The following is a 20,247-nucleotide window of genomic DNA, read 5'->3' on the forward strand; positions in this document are numbered from 1 at the left end:
CACACAGCGAGACCACTCACGGAGGAACCCCATGGCCAACATGCACGCCACCGCCCGCCCGCGCACCAACGCCGCCCGCATCTGCACCATCGTCGCGTTCGTGTTCGCGGCCCTCGCGATCTTCGTGTCCCCGCTGATCTTCGGGGTCCTCGGCCTGGTCCTCGGCATCGTCGGCGCCGTCCTCGGTGACAAGCCGCTGGGCTGGTACGCCGCCGCCGCCAGCGTGGTCGGCGCGATCATCGGCGCCGTGCTCGTCGCCGCGCTGCTCAACTGACCCGGAACCGCCGACGGCGGCCGCCACCCGAGGGTGGTGGCCGCCGTCGTCGTCGTGGGCCCCCGTCGTCCGTGGCGCGGGCCGTCAGTCCTCGCCGCCGCGCAGGCCGGCCAGGACCTCCTCCAGCTCGTCCGGCTTGACCAGCACGTCGCGGGCCTTGGAGCCCTCGGACGGGCCGACCACGCCCCGGGTCTCCATCAGGTCCATCAGCCGGCCCGCCTTGGCGAAGCCGACCCGCAGCTTGCGCTGAAGCATCGAGGTCGACCCGAACTGCGAGGTGACCACCAGCTCGACCGCCTGCACGAGCAGGTCCAGGTCGTCGCCGATGTCCTCGTCGATCTTCTTCTTGCTGTCCTGCGCCGGGGCGAGCACGTCCGGCCGGAACTCCGGCTCCCGCTGGTCCTTGCAGAACTTCACCACGTCGGCGATCTCGCGCTCGGTCACCCAGGCGCCCTGGATGCGCTGCGGCTTCGACGCGCCCATCGGCAGGAACAGGCCGTCGCCGCGGCCGAGCAGCTTCTCCGCGCCGGGCTGGTCCAGGATGACCCGCGAGTCGGCGAGCGACGAGGTGGCGAACGCGAGCCGGGACGGCACGTTCGCCTTGATCAGGCCGGTGACCACGTCCACCGAGGGCCGCTGCGTCGCGAGCACCAGGTGGATGCCGGCGGCCCGGGCGAGCTGGGTGATCCGGACGATGGAGTCCTCCACGTCGCGCGGCGCGACCATCATCAGGTCGGCCAGCTCGTCCACGATCACCAGCAGGTACGGGTACGGCCGCATCTCCCGCTCGCTGCCCGGCGGCGCCTTGATCTCGCCGTTGCGCACCTTGCGGTTGAAGTCGTCGATGTGCCGGACCCCGTTGGCCGCGAGGTCGTCGTACCGCATGTCCATCTCACGGACGACCCACTCCAGCGAGTCGGCCGCCTTCTTGGGGTTGGTCACGATCGGCGTGACCAGGTGCGGGATGCCCTCGTAGCCGGTCATCTCGACGCGCTTCGGGTCGATCAGCAGCAGCCGCACCTCGTCCGGCGTGGCCCTGGTCAGGATGGACACCAGCAGCGAATTGAGGCAGGAGGACTTGCCCGCACCGGTGGCCCCCGCAATGAGAATGTGAGGCATCTTCGCGAGGTTGGCCACCACGTAGCCGCCCTCGATGTCCTTGCCGAGCGCCACCACCATCGGGTGGTGGTCGCTCGTCGCCTCGCGGGAGCGCAGCACGTCGCCGAGCGACACGTTCTCCGGGTCGGTGTTCGGGATCTCCACGCCCACAGCGCTCTTGCCCGGGATCGGGCTGAGGATGCGGACGTCCGGCGACTTCACCGCGTACGCGATGTTGCGGGACAGCTGGGTGATCCGCTCGACCTTGACGCCCGGGCCCAGCTCCACCTCGTACCGGGTGACTGTCGGGCCGCGGGTGAAGCCGGTGACCGCGGCGTCCACGTCGAACTGCTCGAAGACGCCGGTCAGCGCCGCGATCACCTCGTCGTTGGCCTTGCTGCGGCTCTTCGGCTTGGCGCCGGTGCCGAGCAGGTTCGCGGGTGGCAGCGTGTAGTCGCCGGCCAGCCCGGTGAGCGCGAGCTGCTCGGCGCGGGTGGGCAGCGGCGAGTGCTCCGGCGGCTCCACCGGCTTGCGGTTGGCCGGCACCTTCGGCGGCTTGCGCGGCAGCACCAGGGTCTCCTGGAGGTCCACGCCGGCGAGCTCGTCGTCCGGGTCCAGCGGCTCCAGCGGCGGCGGCATCCGCTTCGCCGGCCGCTTGCGGGCCGGTTTCACCGGCGCCTCGTCCTCGGCGAACTCCTCGTCGTCGTCCACCCCGGCCGGATCCGCGCGCAGGCCGAGCCGCTCCGGGATCTTGTTGATCGGCGTCGCGGTGACCACGAGCAGGCCGAACACCAGCAGCAGGAGCAGCAGCGGCATGGCCACCCAGGCGGTCACCGCCGACTTCAGCAGGTCGCCGACGCCCGCGCCGATGAGGCCACCGGCGAAGTCGCGCTGGACCTCGTCGACCGGGTTCTGCCCGATGTGCAGCATCGAGGCGGTGGCCAGCATCATCGAACCCCAGCCGACCAGGCCGCGACCGCGATGCTCGGGGTCGGCCGGAGTCCGCATCAGCCGCCACGCGCCGACCATGAACAGCACCGGCAGGATTATCGAGATGGCGCCGACGAAGAGGCGTACGGTGTCGGCCAGGTGCCGGCCCACCGGCCCGGCGCCGCCGCCCCAGATGCCCACCGCGCTGAGGATGGCCAGGCCGAACAGCAGCAGCCCCGCACCGTCGCGGCGGTGCTCCGGATCCAGCTCCCGGGTGGACGCGGCCTGCCGCCCGGCGGCCCGGAACGTCCAGCCGACAGTGTGGGCCAGCCCCATCCAGACAGCACCCACCGCCCGGCCGACGAACGCAGCCGGGCTCGGCCCGGGGGCCGGTCGCCGCCGTGCCGGTTTCCGCGCCGCCGCCTTCTTCGCCGGCTGACGGGCGCGGTTGTTCGTGTTGCCACGCGGCGACGCGCCGCGCCGCCGGCTCGCCTGAGAGGTACGGCCCGCCATAGAGTCACGGTAACGGCGGTACCCGGTGGATCGCCGCTTTTCCGGGTCGTGTCCGCGCGTCGCAGCACGGGTCGGACCGTCGTTTGTGTTATTCGCCTCAGAAGGGATGCCCGATGGCGTCGCCGGAGATCGAGGACGGTCCGGACGGTCCGCTGACCGGACACCCGCAGGAACTGCGCCCGTTGACCGGTGAGCTGATCGCCGCCGTGCTCGGCCACCGGGGGTACGCGGTGGCCGAGGAGCCGGACGGCGCGCTCGTGGGCCGCTGGGAGCGGAACCTGATCTGGTTCCACCGCCGGGGCGAGGCCGGGGAGCTGCTTCAGGTACGCACCGTCGTGGCGCACCACTTCGGCATCGAGCGGGTGCCCGAGCTGCACGCCTTCTGCAACGCCTGGAACCACGACCGGCTCTGGCCGAAGGCGTACGTGCACGTCGCCGACGACGGCTCGGCTCAGGTGTGCGGCGAGGTCACCGCCGACCTGGAGCGCGGGGTGACACCGCACCAGCTCGATCGGCTCGTCGACTGTGGCGTGACCACCGGGTGCCAGCTCGCCGCCGCCGTCGACGAGCTGGCCGGCGGGGCGCTGCGGTGACCACGGCACGCGACAGGGGGCTCGCCGCCGCGCTCGACGACGCCCGGGACCGGCCCGACGGCGCGGAGCGCCGCGCCGAGCTGGAGCGGATCGCGTCGCGGGCGGACGCCACAGGTGATCCGCGTACCGCCCTGTCGGCGCGCTTCGCGCTGGTCGAGGCGTACCTGCACCGGGGCGAGCGGTGGCGCGCGGTGGAGCCGGTCCGGCGGATGCGGGCCACGCTGGCCCGGCACCCCGGGCTGCTGGACGCCCGCCCGGACGAGCTGACCCGGTTGCGCCGGCACCAGCGGCACGCGGTGGAGGCGTCGTTCGGCACGCCCCGGGTGGGCCTGGACCAGTCCCGGTCCCTGTTGGACGCGCTCGCCGACGAGCTGGGCGAGGACGCCGCGCCGGTGGCGGAGCTGCGCTGCCGGCTCGCCGACCACCTCGGCGACGAGCCGGCGGCCCGCCGCGCGTACGAGCGCTGGTCGGCGGCGGACGCCACGGACCCGGTGGGCGGCTGTCCGGGATGCGCACCGGCCCGGCGGGCCGACCTGCTGGCCGGCTGGGGCGAGCCGGAGGCGGCGCTGGCCGCGCTGGCGCCGGCGCTGGCCGGCTGGGTCGAGCCACAGACGCCACCGACCCGGCGGGGCGAGCGGCAGGCGGCCACGGCGGGCGCGGCGGCCTGCACCGACCAGCCCGAACGGGCGCTCGCCGTGGGGCTGCTGCCGTGGCTGCGTACCGGGGCGGTGACGCGGGCGGCCCGGGCACACGTACGCGCGTACCGCCGGCACCGGGGCGAGCGGAGCGCGTTCCCGCTGCTCGCCGCGCATCTGCGCTTCTGCGCGCTGGGCGGCTACCCGCATCGCGGGCTGGAGATCCTGACCGAGCAACTGCCCGAGCTGGACCGGCCGGCCGACGACCTGTCCGCGATGGAGTTCGCCGCGGCGGGCGCGCTGCTGTGCGGCCTGGCCGCCGAAGCCGGGCTGGGCGGGCGGCGGATCCACCGCCCCGGGCACGGCTCCCGGCCCGCCGCCGAGGTGGACGTGGCGACGCTGGGTACGCAGTTGCAGGCGCTGGCGACGGCGCTGGCCGGCAGCTTCGACGCCCGCAACGGCACCGGGCACCAGTCCGGCCGGATCGCCTCCTGGCTCGCCGAGCGGCCACTCGCCGCGCCGGTGTCGCTGGCCGCCGAGAGCGAGTTCGACGAGGAGCCCGACGCCGATCCGGCCGAGCCCGGCCCGCCCGGCCCGGAGGAACCGGCCCCGCTGGACGCGACGCTGCTCGCCGCCGCGCTCGACGCCCGGGGCGAGCCGTACACGCCTGAGCCGGACGGCACGCTCGCCGGGCGGTGGGGCGAGGCCACGATCCAGTTCCGCCGGCTGGGGCGGCGGGGCGACGTGCTGCACGCCCGGGTGGTGGCGGAGCGGCGGCTGCCGGCCGAGCGGCGCGCGGAGGCGTACGCGTTCTGCAACGCCTGGAACCACGACCGGCTGCTGCCCGCCGCGTACGTGCACGAGCCCGGCGACGGAACGCTGGTGCTGGCCGCCGGTGTCTCCACCGACCTGTCCTGCGGGGTGGCCCCGGCTCAGCTCGCCGTGCTGGTGGCAGCCGCGATCCGCACCGGCACCGCGTACGCCGAAGCGGTCGCCGCGCTGCCCTGAGCCTGCCGCAGACGCGGCGCGGCCCCCGACCACAGGGCGGTGGTGGGCGGGGGCCGCGGTCTGGGTGCGGCGGTCAGCGGGCGGAGAACGCCAGCGTGTACTCGCCGGAGCCGGACAACCCGACGACGCGGTACCGGTAGGCGCCGGCAGGGGTCTCGGCGGTCAGCCGGGCCGCGCCGTCGGCGGTGGCCGCGCGGGCCACGGTGCGGAACGCGCCGCCGGTGAAGCGTTGCAGTTCCAGCGCCACCCGGGCGCCGTCCGGCGCGGCCAGGCACGCCTCCTGGGTGCCGCCTGACACCCGGAAGAAGCGCCCGTCCGGCTGGATCTGGGTCCGTCCGGCGGCGATCCGGCCGGTCCGGCTGACCTGGCCGGAGCAGTCGGTGTCGCCGGCCGGCGGGGTGGGCTCGGCGGTCACCGGCGGGGTGGTCTCGCCGCCGCCCGCCGGCGGCTGTGTGGGCGCGGGCTGGTCACCGGCGGTGACCAGGGTCAGGTTGTTGCGCTGGAGGATCTCGTTGACCGGCTGGAAGAACGTGGTGCCGCCCCGGGTGCAGTCGCCGGAGCCGCCGGAGGTGACGCCCTGCGCCTGGTCACCGGAGAGCCACGCACCGCCCGAGTCACCCGGCTCGGCGCAGACGTTCGTACGGGTCAGCCCGGTGACAGTCCCCTGGGGGTAGTTGACTGTGGCGTTCTTCGCCTGGATCAGGCCGCAACGGGTGCCGGTGGTGGAGCCGGACCGGCAGATCGACGCGCCGACCGGCGCCTCGGTGGAGCCGTTCACCGCCACCGTGCCGCCGTCGTTGAAGTCGGTCACCACGCCCTGCGGCGTCCAGTCGGCGTTGACGCGGACGAACGCCCAGTCGTCACCGGGGAACGAGGAGGCGGCGAACGTGCCCTGGGCGACCCGGTTGGACCCGGTGGTGCGGTCCCCCGGCTGCCCGCAGTGCCCGGCGGTGACGAACCCGCCGACCACGGAGAAGCCGACCGAGCAGCGGCCCGCGTTGTTGATCAGGTAGGCGTCGCCGCCGCGCACGTCGAACAGCGGACGCGGGGCCTCGTCAGCGGTACGCACCCGGACCATGGCGGCCTTCGATCCGGCGGCGGCGGCGAACCGGCGACCGTCGGCCTCCGCGCCCGGCCGGGCGATCACCACCACCGCGTTGTCGGTGACGTCGACGTACCAGCCGGCCACGTCGGGGCTGGCGTCGTCGCCCGCCGCGTCCAGCCGGGTCTTCACCGCGTCCAGCTCGGCGACCCCCCGGGCGACCCGCTTCGGGACCGCGCCCGCGGCCCGTACCCGCGCCTCGCCGGCCGCGTCGGCCACCGCCACGGTGAGCGTGGCGCCGTCCGCGCTGAGCCAGCTCCCGCCGTACCCGGCGCCGAGTTCCCCGCGCAGCCGGGTGACGGTGCCGGCCGCCCACCGCTCGGTCCGCAGCCGCTTCACCGCCTGGTCGCGGGTCAGCGCGAGGTCGCGGCCCATCGCGTCCAGGACCTCCGGCGCGACGCCGTCGGCCGCCGGGGTGGCCCGCCGGGGTTCCTCACCGGCGAACGAGGGCAGGGTCACCGCCGCCGTCAACCCGGCCGCCGCCACCACTACGCCGATGGCTGTCATCCGTCTGCGGTCCATCCGCCACGCTCCTCCCGACCGGCGCAGGGGCACGCCGGCCGTCGGAAGGTACGGAGACGGACGCCGATCGGATGAGGGTTACCGGAGGGTTTCGACGCGCCGTGTCGGGGCGTACCCGGAAAGCGACGGCGCCGGCCCACCGCGAAGGGTGGACCGGCGCGCGGCGCGGCCGGGTCAGACCTCGACGACGGTCGGGACGATCATGGGCCGACGGCGGTACGCGTCGTTGACCCAGCGTCCCACGGTGCGGCGGACGATCTGCTGGAGCTGGTGCGGGTCGGTGATGCCGTCCGCGGCGGCCCGGTTCAGCGCCTCTGTGACAAGCGGGACCACCGGGTTGAACGCGGCCGGGTCCTCGGAGAAGCCCTTCGCCGAGACGGTCGGCCCGGCGACCACCTTGCCGGTGACCGAGTCGACCACGACAGTCGCGGCGATGAACCCGCCGTCGCCGAGAATCCGGCGCTCGGTGAGCAGCGACTCGCTGACGTCGCCGACGGCGAGACCGTCGACGTAGACGTACCGGCTCTTCACCCGCCCGACCAGGCTGGCGCGGCCCTCGACCAGGTCGACCACGTCGCCGTCCTCGCAGAGCACGACCCGGTCCGGCGCGACGCCGGACTCGATGCCGAGCCGGGCGTGCGCCCGCAGGTGCCGCCACTCGCCGTGCACCGGCATCAGGTTGCTCGGGCGTACGACGTTCAGCAGGTAGAGCAGCTCGCCGGCCGGGGCGTGCCCGGAGACGTGCACCTTCGCCACGTCCTTGTGCACCACCACGGCGCCGGCCCGGGCCAGCCGGTTGATCACCCGGTAGACCGAGGTCTCGTTGCCGGGGACCAGCGAGGACGCCAGCACCACGGTGTCGCCGGGCGCGATGGTGATGTGCCGGTGGTCGCCGCTGGCCATCCGGCCCAGCGCGCTCATCGGCTCGCCCTGCGAACCGGTGGACATCAGCACGATCTGCTCGGGCGGCAGGTTCGTGGCCTCCTCGATCCCGACCACCAGGCCGGGCGGGATGTTCAGCAGGCCCAGGTCGCGGGCGATGCCCATGTTGCGGACCATGGACCGGCCGATCAGCGCCACCTTGCGGCCGTGCTCGACGGCCGAGTCGAAGACCTGCTGCACCCGGTGCACGTGCGAGGCGAACGAGGCGACGATGATCCGCCCCTTGGCCTTCGCGAAGATCGAGTCGAGGACCGGGCCGATCTCCCGCTCCGGCGTGACGAACCCGGGGATCTCCGCGTTCGTCGAGTCGGACAGCAGCAGGTCGACGCCCTCGGCGCCGAGCCGGGCGAACCCGGCCAGGTCGGTGATCCGTCCGTCCAGCGGAAGCTGGTCCATCTTGAAGTCGCCGGTGTGCAGCACCAGGCCGGCCGGGGTACGGATGGCCACCGCGAGCGCGTCCGGGATCGAGTGGTTCACCGCGAAGAACTCGCACTCGAACGGGCCCAGCCGTTCCCGGCCGCCCTCCCGCACGGTCAGCGTGTACGGCTGGATCCGCCGCTCGGCCAGCTTCGCCTCGACCAGCGCGAGCGTGAACTGGGAACCGACCAGCGGGATGTCCGGCTTGTGGGCGAGCAGGTACGGCACCGCGCCGATGTGGTCCTCGTGGCCGTGCGTGAGCACGATCGCCTGCACGTCGGCCAGCCGGTCCAGGATCGGGCCGAAGTCGGGCAGGATCAGGTCCACGCCCGGCTGCTCGACGTCGGGGAACAGCACCCCGCAGTCGACGATGAGCAGCTTGCCATCGTACTCGAAGACGGTCATGTTCCGGCCGATGGCGCCGAGTCCGCCGAGCGGGATGATCCGCAGGCCGCCCTCGGGCAGCGGCGGGGGCAGCTCACCCTCGATGTGCGCCTCGGTCACGCGTCACCTCATTCTGCGACGCCGTCGCGCGGCGTCCGTCGTGTCGTTTGTTCATTCGGGCAGGGGCAGGCCCGCGGCGGCGCAGTCGGCGCGCAGCTGGGCCAGTTCGTCACCGGTGGCGTCGACGAGCGGCGACCGCACCGGACCGGCCGGGCGGCCCTGCGCCGCCAGGCCCGCCTTGACCAGGATCGTGCCCTGGGTGCGGAAGATGCCGGTGTAGAGCGGCAGCAACTGCCGGTGCAGGGTGAGCGCCCGGGCGTTGTCGCCCGCCTCGAACGCCTCGATCATCTGCTTGGTCAGCGCGCCGGTGAAGTGGGTGGAGGTGCCGACCACGCCGACCGCGCCGACCGACAGCATCGGCAGGGTCAGCGCGTCCTCGCCGCTGTAGTAGGCCAGGTCCGTGCGGCTGAGCACCTCCGAGGTGGCGAACAGGTCGCCCTTGGCGTCCTTCACCGCGACGATCCGGCCGTGCTCGGCCAGCTTCACCAGCGTCTCGGTGGCGATCGCCACACCCGCGCGGTGCGGGATGTCGTAGAGCATGACCGGCAGGCCGGTGGCGTCCGCGACGGTGGTGAAGTGACTCAGCAGCCCGGCCTGCGGCGGCTTGTTGTAGTACGGCGTGACCACCAGCAGGCCGTGCGCGCCGGCCTTCTCGGCCTGCGCGGCCAGCTCGACCGTGTGCCTGGTGTCGTTGGTGCCCACCCCGGCGACGATCCGGGCCCGGTCACCGACCGCCTCGACCACCGCGCGGATCAGCGACTCCTTCTCCGCCTCCGTGGTGGTCGGCGACTCGCCGGTGGTGCCGTTCAGGACCAGCGCGTCGTTGCCCTGCTCGTCGACGAGGTATTCGGCCAGCCGGGCGGCGCCGTCGAGATCCAGGCCGCCGTCCGGCGTGAACGGGGTCACCATGGCCGTCATCACTCGCCCGAACGGGCGCGACGCGCCCCGGCTCGGGGCGGCGGAGTGGTCGTGCGTCATGCTCACAACCTAGCGGACGGCCGCCGGTGGCCCGGCGGCGAAGGGCGACGAGTCACTCGGCGTGCGGCGACGCTGCCACCTCGGTGCCGTCGGGCAGGGTGGAGATCTCGAAGTCGGCGAAGACGTTCGGCGCGACACCCTTGAGCTGGCGCAGGCACTCCACGGCCAGCTCGCGGATCTCCACGTCGGCGTGCTCGGTGGCGCGCATCTTCACGAAGTGCCGCCAGGCCCGGTAGTTGCCGGTCACCACGATCCGCGTCTCGGTGGCGTTCGGCAGCACCGCCCGGGCCGCCTGGCGGGCCTGCTTGCGGCGCAGCGTCGGGTTGGGCTCGTCGGTGAAGCGGGCCTCCAGCCCCTCCAGCAACTCGGTGTACGCCCGCACCGCCGCGTCGGTGGCCTCGACGAACCTCTTGTGCAGCTCCGGGTCGTCGGCGATCACCGACGGCTCGACCATCGCCGCGTCCCGCTCGGGCACGTAGCGCTGGGACAGCTGCGAGTAGGAGAAGTGCCGGTGCCGGATCAGCTCGTGCGTGAACGACCGGGAGACGCCGCTGAAGTAGAAGCTCACCGAGCCGTGCTCCAGCACGCTCAGGTGGCCGACCTCGAGGATGTGCGCCAGGTAACCGGCGTTGGTGGCGGTGGCCGGGTTCGGCTTCTTCCAGCTCTGGTAGCAGGCCCGGCCGGCGAACTCGGCGAGCGCCTGCCCGCCGTCGGCGTCGGTGGACCAGGGCACCTCTTCCGGCGCCTGGAACTGGGTCCACGCGATCAACTTGACCTGGGGCTGAACCATCTCCGGCATTCCTGCGACTGTAGTTGGCCCGCGCCCGGCGCGGAAATCGGGCACGCGGCCGGCCAGCGGGCGCTCCGCCCAGGTGTCCAAGATCCCGGACAGCGGAGCGCTCCGGCGGAGAAGGCTAGACGTAGAGCGAGGTGAAGGGAGCCCACGGCAGGTTACGGGCGACCGAGAAGACCGCCCAGGCGGCCAGGAACACGCCGACGACCTTGGGGCTGAACTGCGCCTCGGGCAGCTTCCAGCCGAACGCCCGGTTGCCGGCCCAGGCCACGAAGAGCCAGGTCAGGAACGGCAGCGCGAAGACGAACAGGAAGTGGTGCCGGGCCGCGGCGGGCAGGTCGCCGTGCAGCACGTACCAGAGGGCGCGGGTGCCGCCGCAGCCCGGGCAGTCCAGCCCGGTGGTGAGCTTGAGCAGGCAGGACGGCGGGGCGTCCGGGTCGCTGCGGGTCGGGTCGCTGATCATCGCGTACGCGATGCCGACGCCGACACAGCCGAGCGCGGCGAGCGGCACCGCCCAGCGCGGGGCGCGGGCGTGCAGGCGCAGCACCATCCGGGTGAACCGGTCGGTCTCGACCGGCTGGTACGCCACCGGGTAGGGCCACGACCCGTCGGGAGCCTGCGGCCCGTGCGGGTACGACAGGTGCGGGTGCGGCTCGGTGTCCGGGCGCGTGTGCGGGTCGGTCGCGGTGGCAGGCCGGTCAACGCTCGTCACGCGCTCACCGTACACCCGCCACGCCCACCAGCGCGGCGGCCAGCGGCCCCGCCAGGTCGCCCGCGACGGGCGGGGCGACCGCGTCCAGGCCGAGCCAGCCGGCCAGCCGGTACAGCTCGGCGGCGAGCGCCACGGCGGTCTCCCCCGGATCGGCGCCCGGCTCGACCCAGGCTGCGGGCACCAGCAGCACCCCGGCCTTCCGGTCGGCCTTGAGGTCGACCCGGGCGGTGAAGCGCTCGCCCTGGCGGAACGGCAGCACGTAGTAGCCGTAGACCCGCTGGGGCGCCGGCACGTAGATCTCGATCCGGTAGGTGAAGCCGAACAGCCGCTCGGTGCGCGCCCGCTCCCAGACCAGCGGGTCGAACGGGCTCACCAGCGTGTTGCCGCGGACCCAGCGGGGCAGCCGCGCGTCGGCGTGCAGGTAGGCCTGATGCCGCCAGCCCTGCACCGTGACCGGGGTCAGCTCGCCCGCCTCGACCAGCTCGGCCACCGCCCGCCGCGCCCCGGCGACCGGCAGCCGGAAGTAGTCGCGCAGCTCCGGCTCGGCGGCCACGCCGAGCGAGCGGGCGGCCATCAACACGAGCGTGCGGTGTGCCTCGGCGTCGGCCGGGGTGGGCGCGTCCAGCACGGCGGCCGGCAGCACCCGCTCGGGCAGGTCGTAGCGGCGGGCGAACGAGTTGGTGCGGTCGGCGGCGGTGACCTCGCCGGCCCAGAACAGGAACTCCAGCGCCCGCTTCACCGCCGACCAGTTCCAGCCCCAGTTGCCGGTCTCCCGGGGCGCGTCGTGCTCGATCTCGGCGGCGGTCAGCGGACCCCGGGCGGCCACCTCGTCGCGGACCCAGGCGACCAGCTCGGGCTGCTCCTGCGCGATCCGGCGCATCCCGCCCCACGCGTCGTCGCGAGCCTTCGCCATTCGCCAGCGCAGCACCGGGTGCAGCCCGACCGGCACCAGCGAGGCCTCGTGCGCCCAGTATTCGAACAGCTCGCGGGGGCTGCGGTAGGCGGCGGAGTCGAGCAGGGCCGTCGGGTAGGGCCCGAGACGGCTGTAGAGCGGCAGGTAGTGCGCCCGCTGGAGCACGTTCACCGAGTCCATCTGGATCAGCCCGACCCGGTCGAGGACCCGGCGCAGGTGCCGCCGGGTGGGCACGCCGGTGGGCGCCGGGTCGGCGAAGCCCTGGGCGGCCAGGGCGATCCGGCGGGCCTGGGCAAGGGAGAGCGATTCCGGTGCGGCCATCGTCGGCGACCCTAATCCAGACCTCCGACACGACGGGTCCAGGTCGCCGGGAGCGGCGGCTGGACCGATCGCCCGTCGGGGCATAGAACGGACAGGTGCTCACCATCCGCCGGGAGGAACCGGACGACGCCGAGGCGGTCGCCCGGGTGCACGTCCACGGCTGGCAGGCCGGTTACGCCGGGATCATGCCCGCGGAGGTGCTGAACCGGCTGAACCCCCGCGCCTGGGCGCAGCGCCGGCGCGACCTCGGCACCGCCGACCCGGAGCACCCGTTCACCACGCTGGTCGCCGAGGACGACGGGGTGGTCGTCGGGTTCACCACGTTCGGGCCGTACCGGAACAACCAGGACCGCGGCGACCTCGACCCGGCGCACGGCGAACTGGTGGCCATCTACCTGGAGCCGGCGCACTGGGGCTCGGGGGCCGCCCGGACGCTGCTCGCGGCGGCCCGCGACGGCCTGGCCGAGCGCGGCTGGACCGGGTACCGGCTGTGGGTGCTGGCCGACAACGCCCGGGCCCGCCGCTTCTACGAGCGGGCCGGGCACTCACCTGACGGGGAGGAGTCCACCTACGCGGTGCCGTTGCACGGTGGACGCGCCCCGGTCCTGCTCCGCGAGCTGCGGTACACCGCCGGAGGCTGACCCGGCCGGGACGTCCACGCCGTGCCGCTCACCGCCGGCCGGTGTGAGCCAGCGGCGAATCGGCAGCCCCAGCAGCAGCGCCAGGCTGATCCACACGTACGTGTTGCTGCCGAGGAACCCGTCCACGCCGGAGAAGTCCTTCTCCCAGGACCAGACGATCCGGCTGCACAGGAGCGCGTACCCGATAAGCGCGGCGGCCAGCAGCAGACGGCGCGGGCGGCTGCGCGCGGGCGCCGCCATGCCGTTGTCGACCAGCAGGATCAGACCCGGCAGCAGCCAGACCAGGTGATGCACCCAGGTCACCGGGCTGACCAGGCACATCACCGCGCCGGTGAGGGCCAGGCCGGTGGCCTCGTCGCCGGCGGCCACCGCCGCCCGCGACCGCCACGCCCACACCACGAGCGTCAGGAGTACGAGCACCAGCCACGCGATCGTGCTGGGGTGCTGCGGGTCGAGCCGGGCCACCACCCCGCGCAGCGACTGGTTGGAGACGAACGCCAGCTCACCGACCCGGTCGGTGTTCCACAGCGCCTCGGTCCAGAACTCGCGGGAGGCGTCGGGGAACAGCCCGGCCGCCACCAGCGTGGCCACGGCGGCCGTGCCGACTGTCGTCAACGCGGCCCGCCAGCGGCCGGTGACCAGCAGGTAGACGATGAAGATGCCGGGCGTCAGCTTGATCGCGGTGGCCAGGCCGATGCCCACACCCGCCCAGCGGCTGCGCGCCGGCAGCAGCCACAGCAGGTCCACCGCCACCAGGAACAGCAGCAGCATGTTGACCTGACCGAAGTTGACCGTCTCGCGCATCGGCTCGTACGCGGCGGCCAGGCAGAGCGCGACCGCGAGCGCGAACCAGCGGGTCCAGCCGGACCGGCGGGCCACCGGGTCCAGCAGCCGCCAGATCACCACGGCGCTGGCCAGCACCGTCGCGGTCACGCTGACCGTGATCGCCGCGATCCACGGCAGGTACGCCATGGGCAGCATCACCAGCGCGGCGAACGGCGGATAGGTGAAGCCGTACTGGGTGCCGGGGCGCAGGAAGTCGTAGATCTCCCCGCCGTCACGAGCCCAGAAAGTCAATGCGCCGTAGTAGACCTGGAGGTCGAAGAAGCCGTGCCGGACCGCCGCCACGGAGAGGAACACGGTGACCGCCGCGGCGAGCGCCGCCACGGCGACGACCTGCGTGATCGTCCGCCCGGCACCCTGCGCCACAGTCACCCTCCTCGCCCTGCGTAGGCTCACGTGCCATGGCTGCAGGCTACGTCCGGCCCGCGCGTCCCGAGGACGCCGGCGAGATCGCACGCATCCAGCTCGCGACCTGGCGGGTCGCGTACCGCCGGATCCTGCCACGGCACGTGCTCGACAACCTCGACGAGGCGTACCTCGCGCGGCGGTGGAGCGCGGCGGTGCAGGAGCCGCCCTCGGGCGCGCACCGGGTGCTGGTCGCCGTCGAACAGGCGGCGCAATCCTATCTGGTGGGGTTCGTCGCCTCCGGTCCGGCCGATGCCGACGCGCTCGCCCCGGACGAGCCGGCCGAGGCGCTCGGCTCGGGCGTCGCGGCGGTGACCGACCTGCTGGTCGAGCCCCGGTGGGGGCGGCGCGGGCACGGCAGCCGGCTGCTCGCCTCGGCCGTGGAGCACTGGCGGGAGGACGGGCTGACCCGGGCGGTGGCGTGGGCGTTCGACGCCGACGCGGCGACCCGCGACTTCCTCGGCTCGACCGGCTGGGAGCCGGACGGCGCGACCCGCGCGCTGGACGTGGACGACATGCTGGTCCCCCAGCTCCGCTTCCACGTGGCGACCGCGGAGGAAGACCCGACCGCGTAGCGATGAGTTCCGCTCGTCTCGCCGGTCCACCCTCACGTGGTGGGCCGGCGGTCCCGGCACGGGGCAGGACCGCCGTCACCCCCGCCCGCACGCGGGCGAGCCCGGGTGACGGGTCAGGCCGGGCGGAGTTCGGCCACCAGCTCGTCGTCCTCGAACGCGCCCGTGGGGCGGAACCCCAGGGCCGTGTAGAGGGCGGCGGCGGGCCTGTTGTCGGGGTGGTAGCTCAGGCGGATCGGCTCGCCCGCCTCGGCGAGCCAGCCGGTGAGCGTCCGCACCGTGGCACCGCCCAGCCCCCGGCCCTGCTCGGCGGCGTCGATCACCATGCCGCCGATCCAGCGCGACCCGTCGTCGTCCACGCCCCACATGACGTGGCCGACGACCGTCTCGTCGGCGTAGACCGCGAGCGAGTTCCAGACGTCCGAGCGCTCGGTCAGCAGCAGGTAGCGGGCGGCGAGCGCGGCCACGAAGGCACGCTGGTCGTCGCGCGGCGCGACGTCCGCCACGGCCCGCCAGTTGTCGTCGTCCACCGGCCGCAGCGTCACCCGGCGGCCGGTGCGGTCGGAGTGTCCGGAATCGATCATGGACGCAGCCTAGGCTGGTGGCCCCGACCAGGCAAAACGGTTTACCGCAGCGGGCCGGGGCACGCGCGGCGGGTCAGTCGAGCAGGGCGTCCAGGCCGACCGTCAGGCCGGGCCGGCGACCCACCTCCCGGACCGCGAGCAGCACGCCGGGCATGAACGACACCCGGTCGTACGAGTCGTGCCGGATGGTCAGCGTCTCGCCCGTGGTGCCGAACAGCACCTCCTGGTGGGCGACCAGGCCGGTGGCGCGTACCGCGTGCACGCGTACCCCGTCGATGTCGGCGCCCCGCGCGCCCGCCACCTCGTCGCGGGTGGCGTCCGGCGCGGGCCCCAGGCCGGCGTCGGCGCGGGCGGCGGCGATCAGCCGGGCCGTGTGGGTGGCGGTGCCGCTCGGCGCGTCCAGCTTGCGCGGGTGGTGCTGCTCGACGATCTCGACCGACTCGAAGTAGCGGGCAGCGCGCGCGGCGAACTGCATCATCAGCACCGCGCCGATGCCGAAGTTGGGGGCGATCACCACGCCCACGCCGGGACGGCCGGCGAGCCACTCGCGTACCTGGTCGAGCCGCTGCTCGGTGAAGCCGGTGGTGCCGACCACCGCGTGCACGCCGTGCTCGACACACCAGCGCAGGTTGTCCATGACCGCGTCGGGGGTGGTGAAGTCGACGACCACCCCGGCACCCGCCTGCGCCACCGCGTCCAGGTCGTCGCCCTGGTCGACCGCGGCCACCAGTTCCAGGTCCGCCGCGGAGTCGACCGCCTTGCAGACCTCCATGCCCATCCGGCCCCGGGCGCCCAGCACACCGACCCGGGCCACCGTGTTCTGCTGCTCAGTCACGGGCCACAACCTATCCCAGCGCGCGGCGCGCGGTCCGGCGGACCGGTACGGCTCAGCCCGTGACCGTGAAGCTGCCGGAGTCGAACGGGCCGACCACCGCGAGGGACATCGGCCGGCCGAGCAGCTCGGCGGCGAGTGTGTTCACGTCCGCGAGCGTCACCGCGTCCACCCGGGCCAGCAGGTCGTCCACCGGCATCAGGTTGCCGTAGAGCAGTTCGCCCTTGGCGAGCCGGCTCATCCGCGAGCCGGTGTCCTCCAGCCCGAGCACGAACGAGCCCTTGCTCATCCCCTTGCCCCGGGCCAGTTCCGCCTCGGTGATCCCCTCGGCGGCCACCCGTGCCAGCTCGGCGCGGATCAGGTCCAGCACCTCGTCCACCTTGCCCGGCGCACAGCCGGCGTAGACGGCGAACACGCCGCTGTCGGCGTACTGGCTGGCGTAGGAGTAGACCGAGTACGCCAGCCCTCGCTGCTCCCGGATCTCCTGGAACAGCCGGCTGGACATGCCGCCGCCGAGCACGTTGTTCAGCACGCCGAGGGCGAACCGCCGGTCGTCGGTGCGGTCGATCCCCGGGCAGCCGAGGATGACGTGCGCCTGCTCGGTCTCCTTCGGCTCGACGAGCGTGGCGGCCGGCTTGGTGCGTACCGCCGGGGTGGCCGCCCGGTGCGGCGCCGGCGCGGCCGGGTCGGTGTCCAGCGGGGTGCCGCGCAGCGCCTGCCGGACCAGCTTGACCACTGCGGCGTGGTCGAGGTTGCCGGCGGCGGCGATCACGATCTGCGGGGCGGTGTAGCGGCGGCGGTAGAAGCCCTGGATCTGCCGCCGCGTCATCGGCGTGACCGTCTCCTCGGTGCCGGAGATGAGCCGCCCCAGCGGGTGGTCGCCGTAGACCGCGCGGGCGAACAGGTCGTGCACCTCGTCGCCCGGCTCGTCGTCGTGCATGGCGATCTCTTCGAGGATGACGCCGCGCTCGGTCTCCACGTCGGCGGCGGCCAGCACCGAGTCGGCGACCGCGTCACACATCACGTCGATGGCCAGCGGCAGGTCCTCGTCCAGCACCCGCGCGTAGTAGCAGGTGTATTCCTTCGTGGTGAAGGCGTTCGTCTCGCCGCCCACCGCCTCGATCTCGGCGGAGATATCCAGCGCGCTGCGCTTGTTTGTGCCCTTGAACAGCAGGTGCTCCAGGAAGTGCGCGGCGCCGGCCTGCGAGCCGGTCTCGTCACGCGAGCCGACCGCAACCCAGATGCCGAACGACACGCTGCGCATCGCCGGGATCGCCTCGGTGAGCACCCGCAGCCCGCTGGGCAGCACGGTACGGCGGACGGTGCCGCCGAGCGGGTCGTCGCTGAGCGTGCGGGTGACCGCGCGGGACGCCGAACCCGGCCCGGTCGACGTCACCCCCCGTCCCGTCGAGGCGGCTGACGAACTCACGAGCACCTGCTCTCCGGATGACGAGGAACGGCGGGACGTACGACGGCTCCAGCTCGCGCGGGCGACCTGGAGCCGTGGGCCGGCCCGGGTGACGCGGAGGTCACCCGGGCCGGTCGGTGGATCAGCTGTGCCGGGTCCGGCGACGCGGACGGGACTCGCCGCCGCCCTCGCCACCCTCGGAGCGACCCTCGCCGCCCTCGGAACGGCGCTCCCGGTCACCCCGGTCACGCGGGCCACGGTCGCCGCCGCGGTCCCGGCCGGACGGACGGTCGCCGCCGGCGGCCCCACCCGCGGCCGGCGCCTCGGCGCCCTCCGGGCGGATCTTGTCCAGGTAGATCTTGCCGCGGGCGTCGATGTCCGCGATCTCCACCTCGACCTTGTCGCCGACGTTGAGGAAGTCCTCGACCTTCTCGACCCGCTTGCCGTCGCCGACCTTGGAGATGTGCAGCAGGCCGTCGCGGCCCGGCAGCAGCGAGATGAAGGCGCCGAAGGCGGCGGTCTTCACCACGGTGCCGAGGAACCGCTCGCCGACCTTGGGCAGCGTCGGGTTGGCGATCCCGTTGATCCGCTCGACCGCCGCCTGGGCGGCCGGGCCGTTCGTCGCGCCGACGTAGATCGTGCCGTCGTCCTCGATCGAGATCTCGGCGCCGGTCTCGTCCTGGATCGCGTTGATGGTCTGGCCCTTCGGGCCGATCACCATGCCGATCTTGTCGACCGGGATCTTGACGGTGGTCACCCGCGGCGCGTAGTCCGACATCTCGGCCGGCGCCTCGATGGCCCGCTGCATCACGTCGAGGATGGTCTGCCGGGCCTCGTGCGCCTGCTGCAGCGCGGCGGCCAGCACGTCCGACGGGATGCCGTCCAGCTTGGTGTCGAGCTGGAGCGCGGTGACGAAGTCCCGGGTGCCGGCGACCTTGAAGTCCATGTCGCCGAACGCGTCCTCGGCGCCGAGGATGTCGGTGAGCGTCACGTACTGGGTCTTGCCGTCGACCTCGTCGGAGATGAGGCCCATGGCGATGCCGGCGACCGGCGCCTTCAGCGGCACACCGGCCGAGAGCAGGCCCAGCGTCGAGGCGCAGACCGAACCCATCGAGGTGGAGCCGTTGGAGCCCAGCGCCTCGGAGACCTGCCGGATGGCGTAGGGGAACTCCTCGCGCGAGGGCAGCACCGGGATCAGCGCCCGCTCGGCGAGCGCGCCGTGGCCGATCTCGCGCCGCTTCGGCGAGCCGACCCGGCCGGTCTCACCGGTCGAGTACGGCGGGAAGTTGTAGTTGTGCATGTAGCGCTTGCGGTTCTCCGGGGACAGCGTGTCCACCATCTGCTCCATGCGCAGCATGTTCAGCGTGGTGACGCCCAGGATCTGGGTCTCGCCGCGCTCGAACAGCGCCGAGCCGTGCACCCGCGGCAGCACGCCGACCTCGGCGGTCAGCGGACGGATGTCACGCGGGCCGCGGCCGTCGATGCGGACCTGCTCGCGCAGCACCCGGTTGCGGACCTCGGACTTGGTCAGCGAACGGAACGCGGCGGAGAGCTCCTTCTCGCGGCCCTCGAACCGGCCGGTCAGCTCCTCGGCGACCTTGGCCTTGATGCGGTCCAGGGCCTCCTCGCGGTCGGCCTTGCCGGCGATCTTCAGCGCCTCGGCGACGTCGGCGCGCGCCACACCGGCCACCGCGTCGTACACGTCGTCCTGGTAGTCCAGGAAGATCGGGAACTCGGCGACCGGCTTGGCGGCCACCTCGGCCAGCTCGCTCTGCGCCCGGCACAGCTCACGGATGGCCGGCTTGGCGGCCTCCAGGCCACTGGCCACGATCTCCTCGGTCGGCGCGGTGGCGCCGCCCGAGATCAGGGCCACGGCGTTCGGGGTGGCCTCGGCCTCGACCATCATGATCGCGACCTCGCCGTCGGCCAGGGTGCGGCCGGCCACGACCATGTCGAAGGTGGCCCGCTCCAGCTCCTCCAGGGTCGGGAAGGCGACCCACTGGCCGTCGACGTTCGCGACCCGGGTCGCGCCGATCGGGCCGGAGAACGGCAGGCCGGAGAGCTTGGTCGACATCGACGCGGCGTTGATCGCCACGACGTCGTACGGGTGCTGCGGGTCGAGCGCGAGGATGGTCTCGACGACCTGGACCTCGTTGCGCAGGCCCTTGACGAACGACGGGCGCAGCGGCCGGTCGATCAGCCGGCAGGTGAGGATGGCGTCCTCGCTGGGCCGGCCCTCGCGGCGGAAGAACGAGCCGGGGATGCGGCCCGCGGCGTACATCCGCTCCTCGACGTCCACGGTCAGCGGGAAGAAGTCGAACGACTCGCGCGGCTGCTTGCCGGCCGTGGTGGCGGAGAGGACGACCGTCTCGCCGAGCTGGGCGACGACGGAGCCGGCGGCCTGGCGGGCCAGACGGCCGGTGGAGAAGGTGATCTCGCGGGTGCCGAAGGCCCCGTTGTCGATCACCGCGGTGCGGGATTCGGTGCCGAGGTTGGTCTCGGTCATGTGCTGTGGTGCTCCTTCGCGTCGTCGGCCGACGACACGGGAACTGCTCAGGCGGCCGGTCTTCGATCGAAGCGCCCGGGATGGCCGGCGTCGTGCCGGGATTCCCGGGGGCCACTACCGGAGACCGGTGCTGACCGGCTCCCTCTTCGGGTGTCGCGCGGCCGGGTTCTTCGGTGGTACCGCAACGGGGGAGCGGCCAGG

The 20,247-nt window shown here is 73.7% G+C and carries 17 protein-coding genes; 5 read left to right on the top strand and 12 right to left on the bottom strand.

Going from position 1 to position 20,247, the window contains the following annotated elements; genetic code table 11:
- The first annotated feature begins 31 nt into the window (after positions 1 to 31).
- On the top strand, positions 32 to 274 hold the full coding sequence (locus ACGFIA_RS01400) for a hypothetical protein (protein ID WP_357382507.1): 243 nt from the start codon (positions 32 to 34) through the stop codon (positions 272 to 274).
- A gap of 84 nt (positions 275 to 358) precedes the next feature.
- Here ACGFIA_RS01400 and ACGFIA_RS01405 read toward each other — a convergent pair whose 3' ends face one another.
- On the bottom strand, positions 359 to 2,815 hold the full coding sequence (locus ACGFIA_RS01405; RefSeq protein ID WP_357476196.1) for a DNA translocase FtsK 4TM domain-containing protein: 2,457 nt from the start codon (positions 2,813 to 2,815) through the stop codon (positions 359 to 361).
- A gap of 113 nt (positions 2,816 to 2,928) precedes the next feature.
- Here ACGFIA_RS01405 and ACGFIA_RS01410 point away from each other — a divergent pair, with 113 nt between their 5' ends.
- Positions 2,929 to 3,408, top strand: coding sequence for a YbjN domain-containing protein (locus ACGFIA_RS01410; protein ID WP_357467386.1), 480 nt, complete (start codon positions 2,929 to 2,931; stop codon positions 3,406 to 3,408).
- Complete coding sequence (locus ACGFIA_RS01415) at positions 3,405 to 5,051, top strand: YbjN domain-containing protein (RefSeq protein ID WP_357382502.1); 1,647 nt, start codon at positions 3,405 to 3,407, stop codon at positions 5,049 to 5,051. Before ACGFIA_RS01410 ends, ACGFIA_RS01415 begins: the two co-directional genes overlap by 4 nt.
- Positions 5,052 to 5,124: 73 nt before the next feature.
- Here the strand turns inward: ACGFIA_RS01415 and ACGFIA_RS01420 are convergent, their stop codons facing one another.
- From ACGFIA_RS01420 to ACGFIA_RS01445, 6 genes are all read right to left on the bottom strand, one after another.
- A complete protein-coding gene (locus ACGFIA_RS01420) occupies positions 5,125 to 6,675 on the bottom strand; it encodes a S1 family peptidase (protein ID WP_357382500.1) in 1,551 nt (516 codons plus the stop codon).
- A 174-nt stretch (positions 6,676 to 6,849) separates the two neighbouring features.
- Positions 6,850 to 8,538 carry a ribonuclease J gene (locus ACGFIA_RS01425; protein ID WP_120571099.1) on the bottom strand — a complete coding sequence of 563 codons (1,689 nt, stop codon included), beginning with the start codon at positions 8,536 to 8,538 and terminating at the stop codon, positions 6,850 to 6,852.
- A gap of 51 nt (positions 8,539 to 8,589) precedes the next feature.
- Positions 8,590 to 9,516: a 4-hydroxy-tetrahydrodipicolinate synthase gene (gene dapA, locus ACGFIA_RS01430; RefSeq protein WP_357382496.1), complete on the bottom strand. Its 927-nt coding sequence runs from the start codon at positions 9,514 to 9,516 to the stop codon at positions 8,590 to 8,592.
- 52 nt (positions 9,517 to 9,568) lie between these two features.
- Positions 9,569 to 10,306 carry an FAD-dependent thymidylate synthase gene (gene thyX / locus ACGFIA_RS01435; RefSeq protein ID WP_357382768.1) on the bottom strand — a complete coding sequence of 246 codons (738 nt, stop codon included), beginning with the start codon at positions 10,304 to 10,306 and terminating at the stop codon, positions 9,569 to 9,571.
- Between the two features lie 124 nt (positions 10,307 to 10,430).
- On the bottom strand, positions 10,431 to 11,036 hold the full coding sequence (locus tag ACGFIA_RS01440; protein ID WP_357382494.1) for a DUF2752 domain-containing protein: 606 nt from the start codon (positions 11,034 to 11,036) through the stop codon (positions 10,431 to 10,433).
- Entirely contained in the window at positions 11,026 to 12,255 is a 1,230-nt protein-coding gene (locus ACGFIA_RS01445) for a DNA glycosylase AlkZ-like family protein (protein WP_357382492.1), read from the bottom strand. The genes ACGFIA_RS01440 and ACGFIA_RS01445 overlap by 11 nt, the downstream gene beginning before the upstream one ends.
- A 95-nt stretch (positions 12,256 to 12,350) precedes the next feature.
- Here ACGFIA_RS01445 and ACGFIA_RS01450 point away from each other — a divergent pair, with 95 nt between their 5' ends.
- Entirely contained in the window at positions 12,351 to 12,896 is a 546-nt protein-coding gene (locus ACGFIA_RS01450) for a GNAT family N-acetyltransferase (RefSeq protein WP_357467382.1), read from the top strand.
- On the opposite strand, the gene ACGFIA_RS01455 is transcribed toward ACGFIA_RS01450, so the two are convergent.
- Positions 12,801 to 14,105, bottom strand: a complete 1,305-nt coding sequence (locus ACGFIA_RS01455) for a glycosyltransferase family 87 protein (protein ID WP_357467378.1) — start codon at positions 14,103 to 14,105, stop codon at positions 12,801 to 12,803. The two genes, ACGFIA_RS01450 and ACGFIA_RS01455, sit on opposite strands and share 96 nt — an antisense overlap.
- Before the next feature lie 35 nt (positions 14,106 to 14,140).
- On the opposite strand from ACGFIA_RS01455, the gene ACGFIA_RS01460 reads away from it, so the two are divergent.
- Positions 14,141 to 14,719: a GNAT family N-acetyltransferase gene (locus tag ACGFIA_RS01460; protein WP_357382486.1), complete on the top strand. Its 579-nt coding sequence runs from the start codon at positions 14,141 to 14,143 to the stop codon at positions 14,717 to 14,719.
- Between the two features lie 113 nt (positions 14,720 to 14,832).
- On the opposite strand, the gene ACGFIA_RS01465 is transcribed toward ACGFIA_RS01460, so the two are convergent.
- From ACGFIA_RS01465 to ACGFIA_RS01480, 4 genes are all read right to left on the bottom strand, one after another.
- Positions 14,833 to 15,300, bottom strand: a complete 468-nt coding sequence (locus ACGFIA_RS01465; RefSeq protein WP_357382484.1) for a GNAT family N-acetyltransferase — start codon at positions 15,298 to 15,300, stop codon at positions 14,833 to 14,835.
- 73 nt (positions 15,301 to 15,373) lie between these two features.
- The gene (dapB, locus tag ACGFIA_RS01470) at positions 15,374 to 16,135 is read right to left on the bottom strand and encodes a 4-hydroxy-tetrahydrodipicolinate reductase (protein ID WP_357382482.1); all 762 of its coding nucleotides are present in this window, start codon (positions 16,133 to 16,135) and stop codon (positions 15,374 to 15,376) included.
- A gap of 52 nt (positions 16,136 to 16,187) precedes the next feature.
- A complete protein-coding gene (locus ACGFIA_RS01475; RefSeq protein ID WP_393257846.1) occupies positions 16,188 to 17,561 on the bottom strand; it encodes a M16 family metallopeptidase in 1,374 nt (457 codons plus the stop codon).
- A 121-nt stretch (positions 17,562 to 17,682) separates the two neighbouring features.
- Positions 17,683 to 20,046, bottom strand: coding sequence for a polyribonucleotide nucleotidyltransferase (locus ACGFIA_RS01480; protein WP_357382477.1), 2,364 nt, complete (start codon positions 20,044 to 20,046; stop codon positions 17,683 to 17,685).
- Between the last annotated feature and the right edge of the window lie 201 nt (positions 20,047 to 20,247).

It is taken from the genome of Micromonospora sp. NPDC049203 (genome assembly GCF_043197215.1).
Classification (GTDB): Bacteria; Actinomycetota; Actinomycetes; order Mycobacteriales; family Micromonosporaceae; genus Micromonospora.

What these genes read in the sequence shown, in the direction of transcription:
- ACGFIA_RS01445 (WP_357382492.1), bottom strand. Translation starts at nt 12,255, where the DNA reads ATGGCCGCACCGGAATCGCTCTCCCTTGCCCAGGCCCGCCGGATCGCC.
- ACGFIA_RS01480 (WP_357382477.1), bottom strand. Translation starts at nt 20,046, where the DNA reads ATGACCGAGACCAACCTCGGCACCGAATCCCGCACCGCGGTGATCGAC.
- ACGFIA_RS01405 (WP_357476196.1), bottom strand. Translation starts at nt 2,815, where the DNA reads ATGGCGGGCCGTACCTCTCAGGCGAGCCGGCGGCGCGGCGCGTCGCCG.
- ACGFIA_RS01400 (WP_357382507.1), top strand. Translation starts at nt 32, where the DNA reads ATGGCCAACATGCACGCCACCGCCCGCCCGCGCACCAACGCCGCCCGC.
- ACGFIA_RS01410 (WP_357467386.1), top strand. Translation starts at nt 2,929, where the DNA reads ATGGCGTCGCCGGAGATCGAGGACGGTCCGGACGGTCCGCTGACCGGA.
- dapA (WP_357382496.1), bottom strand. Translation starts at nt 9,516, where the DNA reads ATGACGCACGACCACTCCGCCGCCCCGAGCCGGGGCGCGTCGCGCCCG.
- ACGFIA_RS01420 (WP_357382500.1), bottom strand. Translation starts at nt 6,675, where the DNA reads ATGGACCGCAGACGGATGACAGCCATCGGCGTAGTGGTGGCGGCGGCC.
- thyX (WP_357382768.1), bottom strand. Translation starts at nt 10,306, where the DNA reads ATGGTTCAGCCCCAGGTCAAGTTGATCGCGTGGACCCAGTTCCAGGCG.
- ACGFIA_RS01465 (WP_357382484.1), bottom strand. Translation starts at nt 15,300, where the DNA reads ATGATCGATTCCGGACACTCCGACCGCACCGGCCGCCGGGTGACGCTG.
- ACGFIA_RS01460 (WP_357382486.1), top strand. Translation starts at nt 14,141, where the DNA reads ATGGCTGCAGGCTACGTCCGGCCCGCGCGTCCCGAGGACGCCGGCGAG.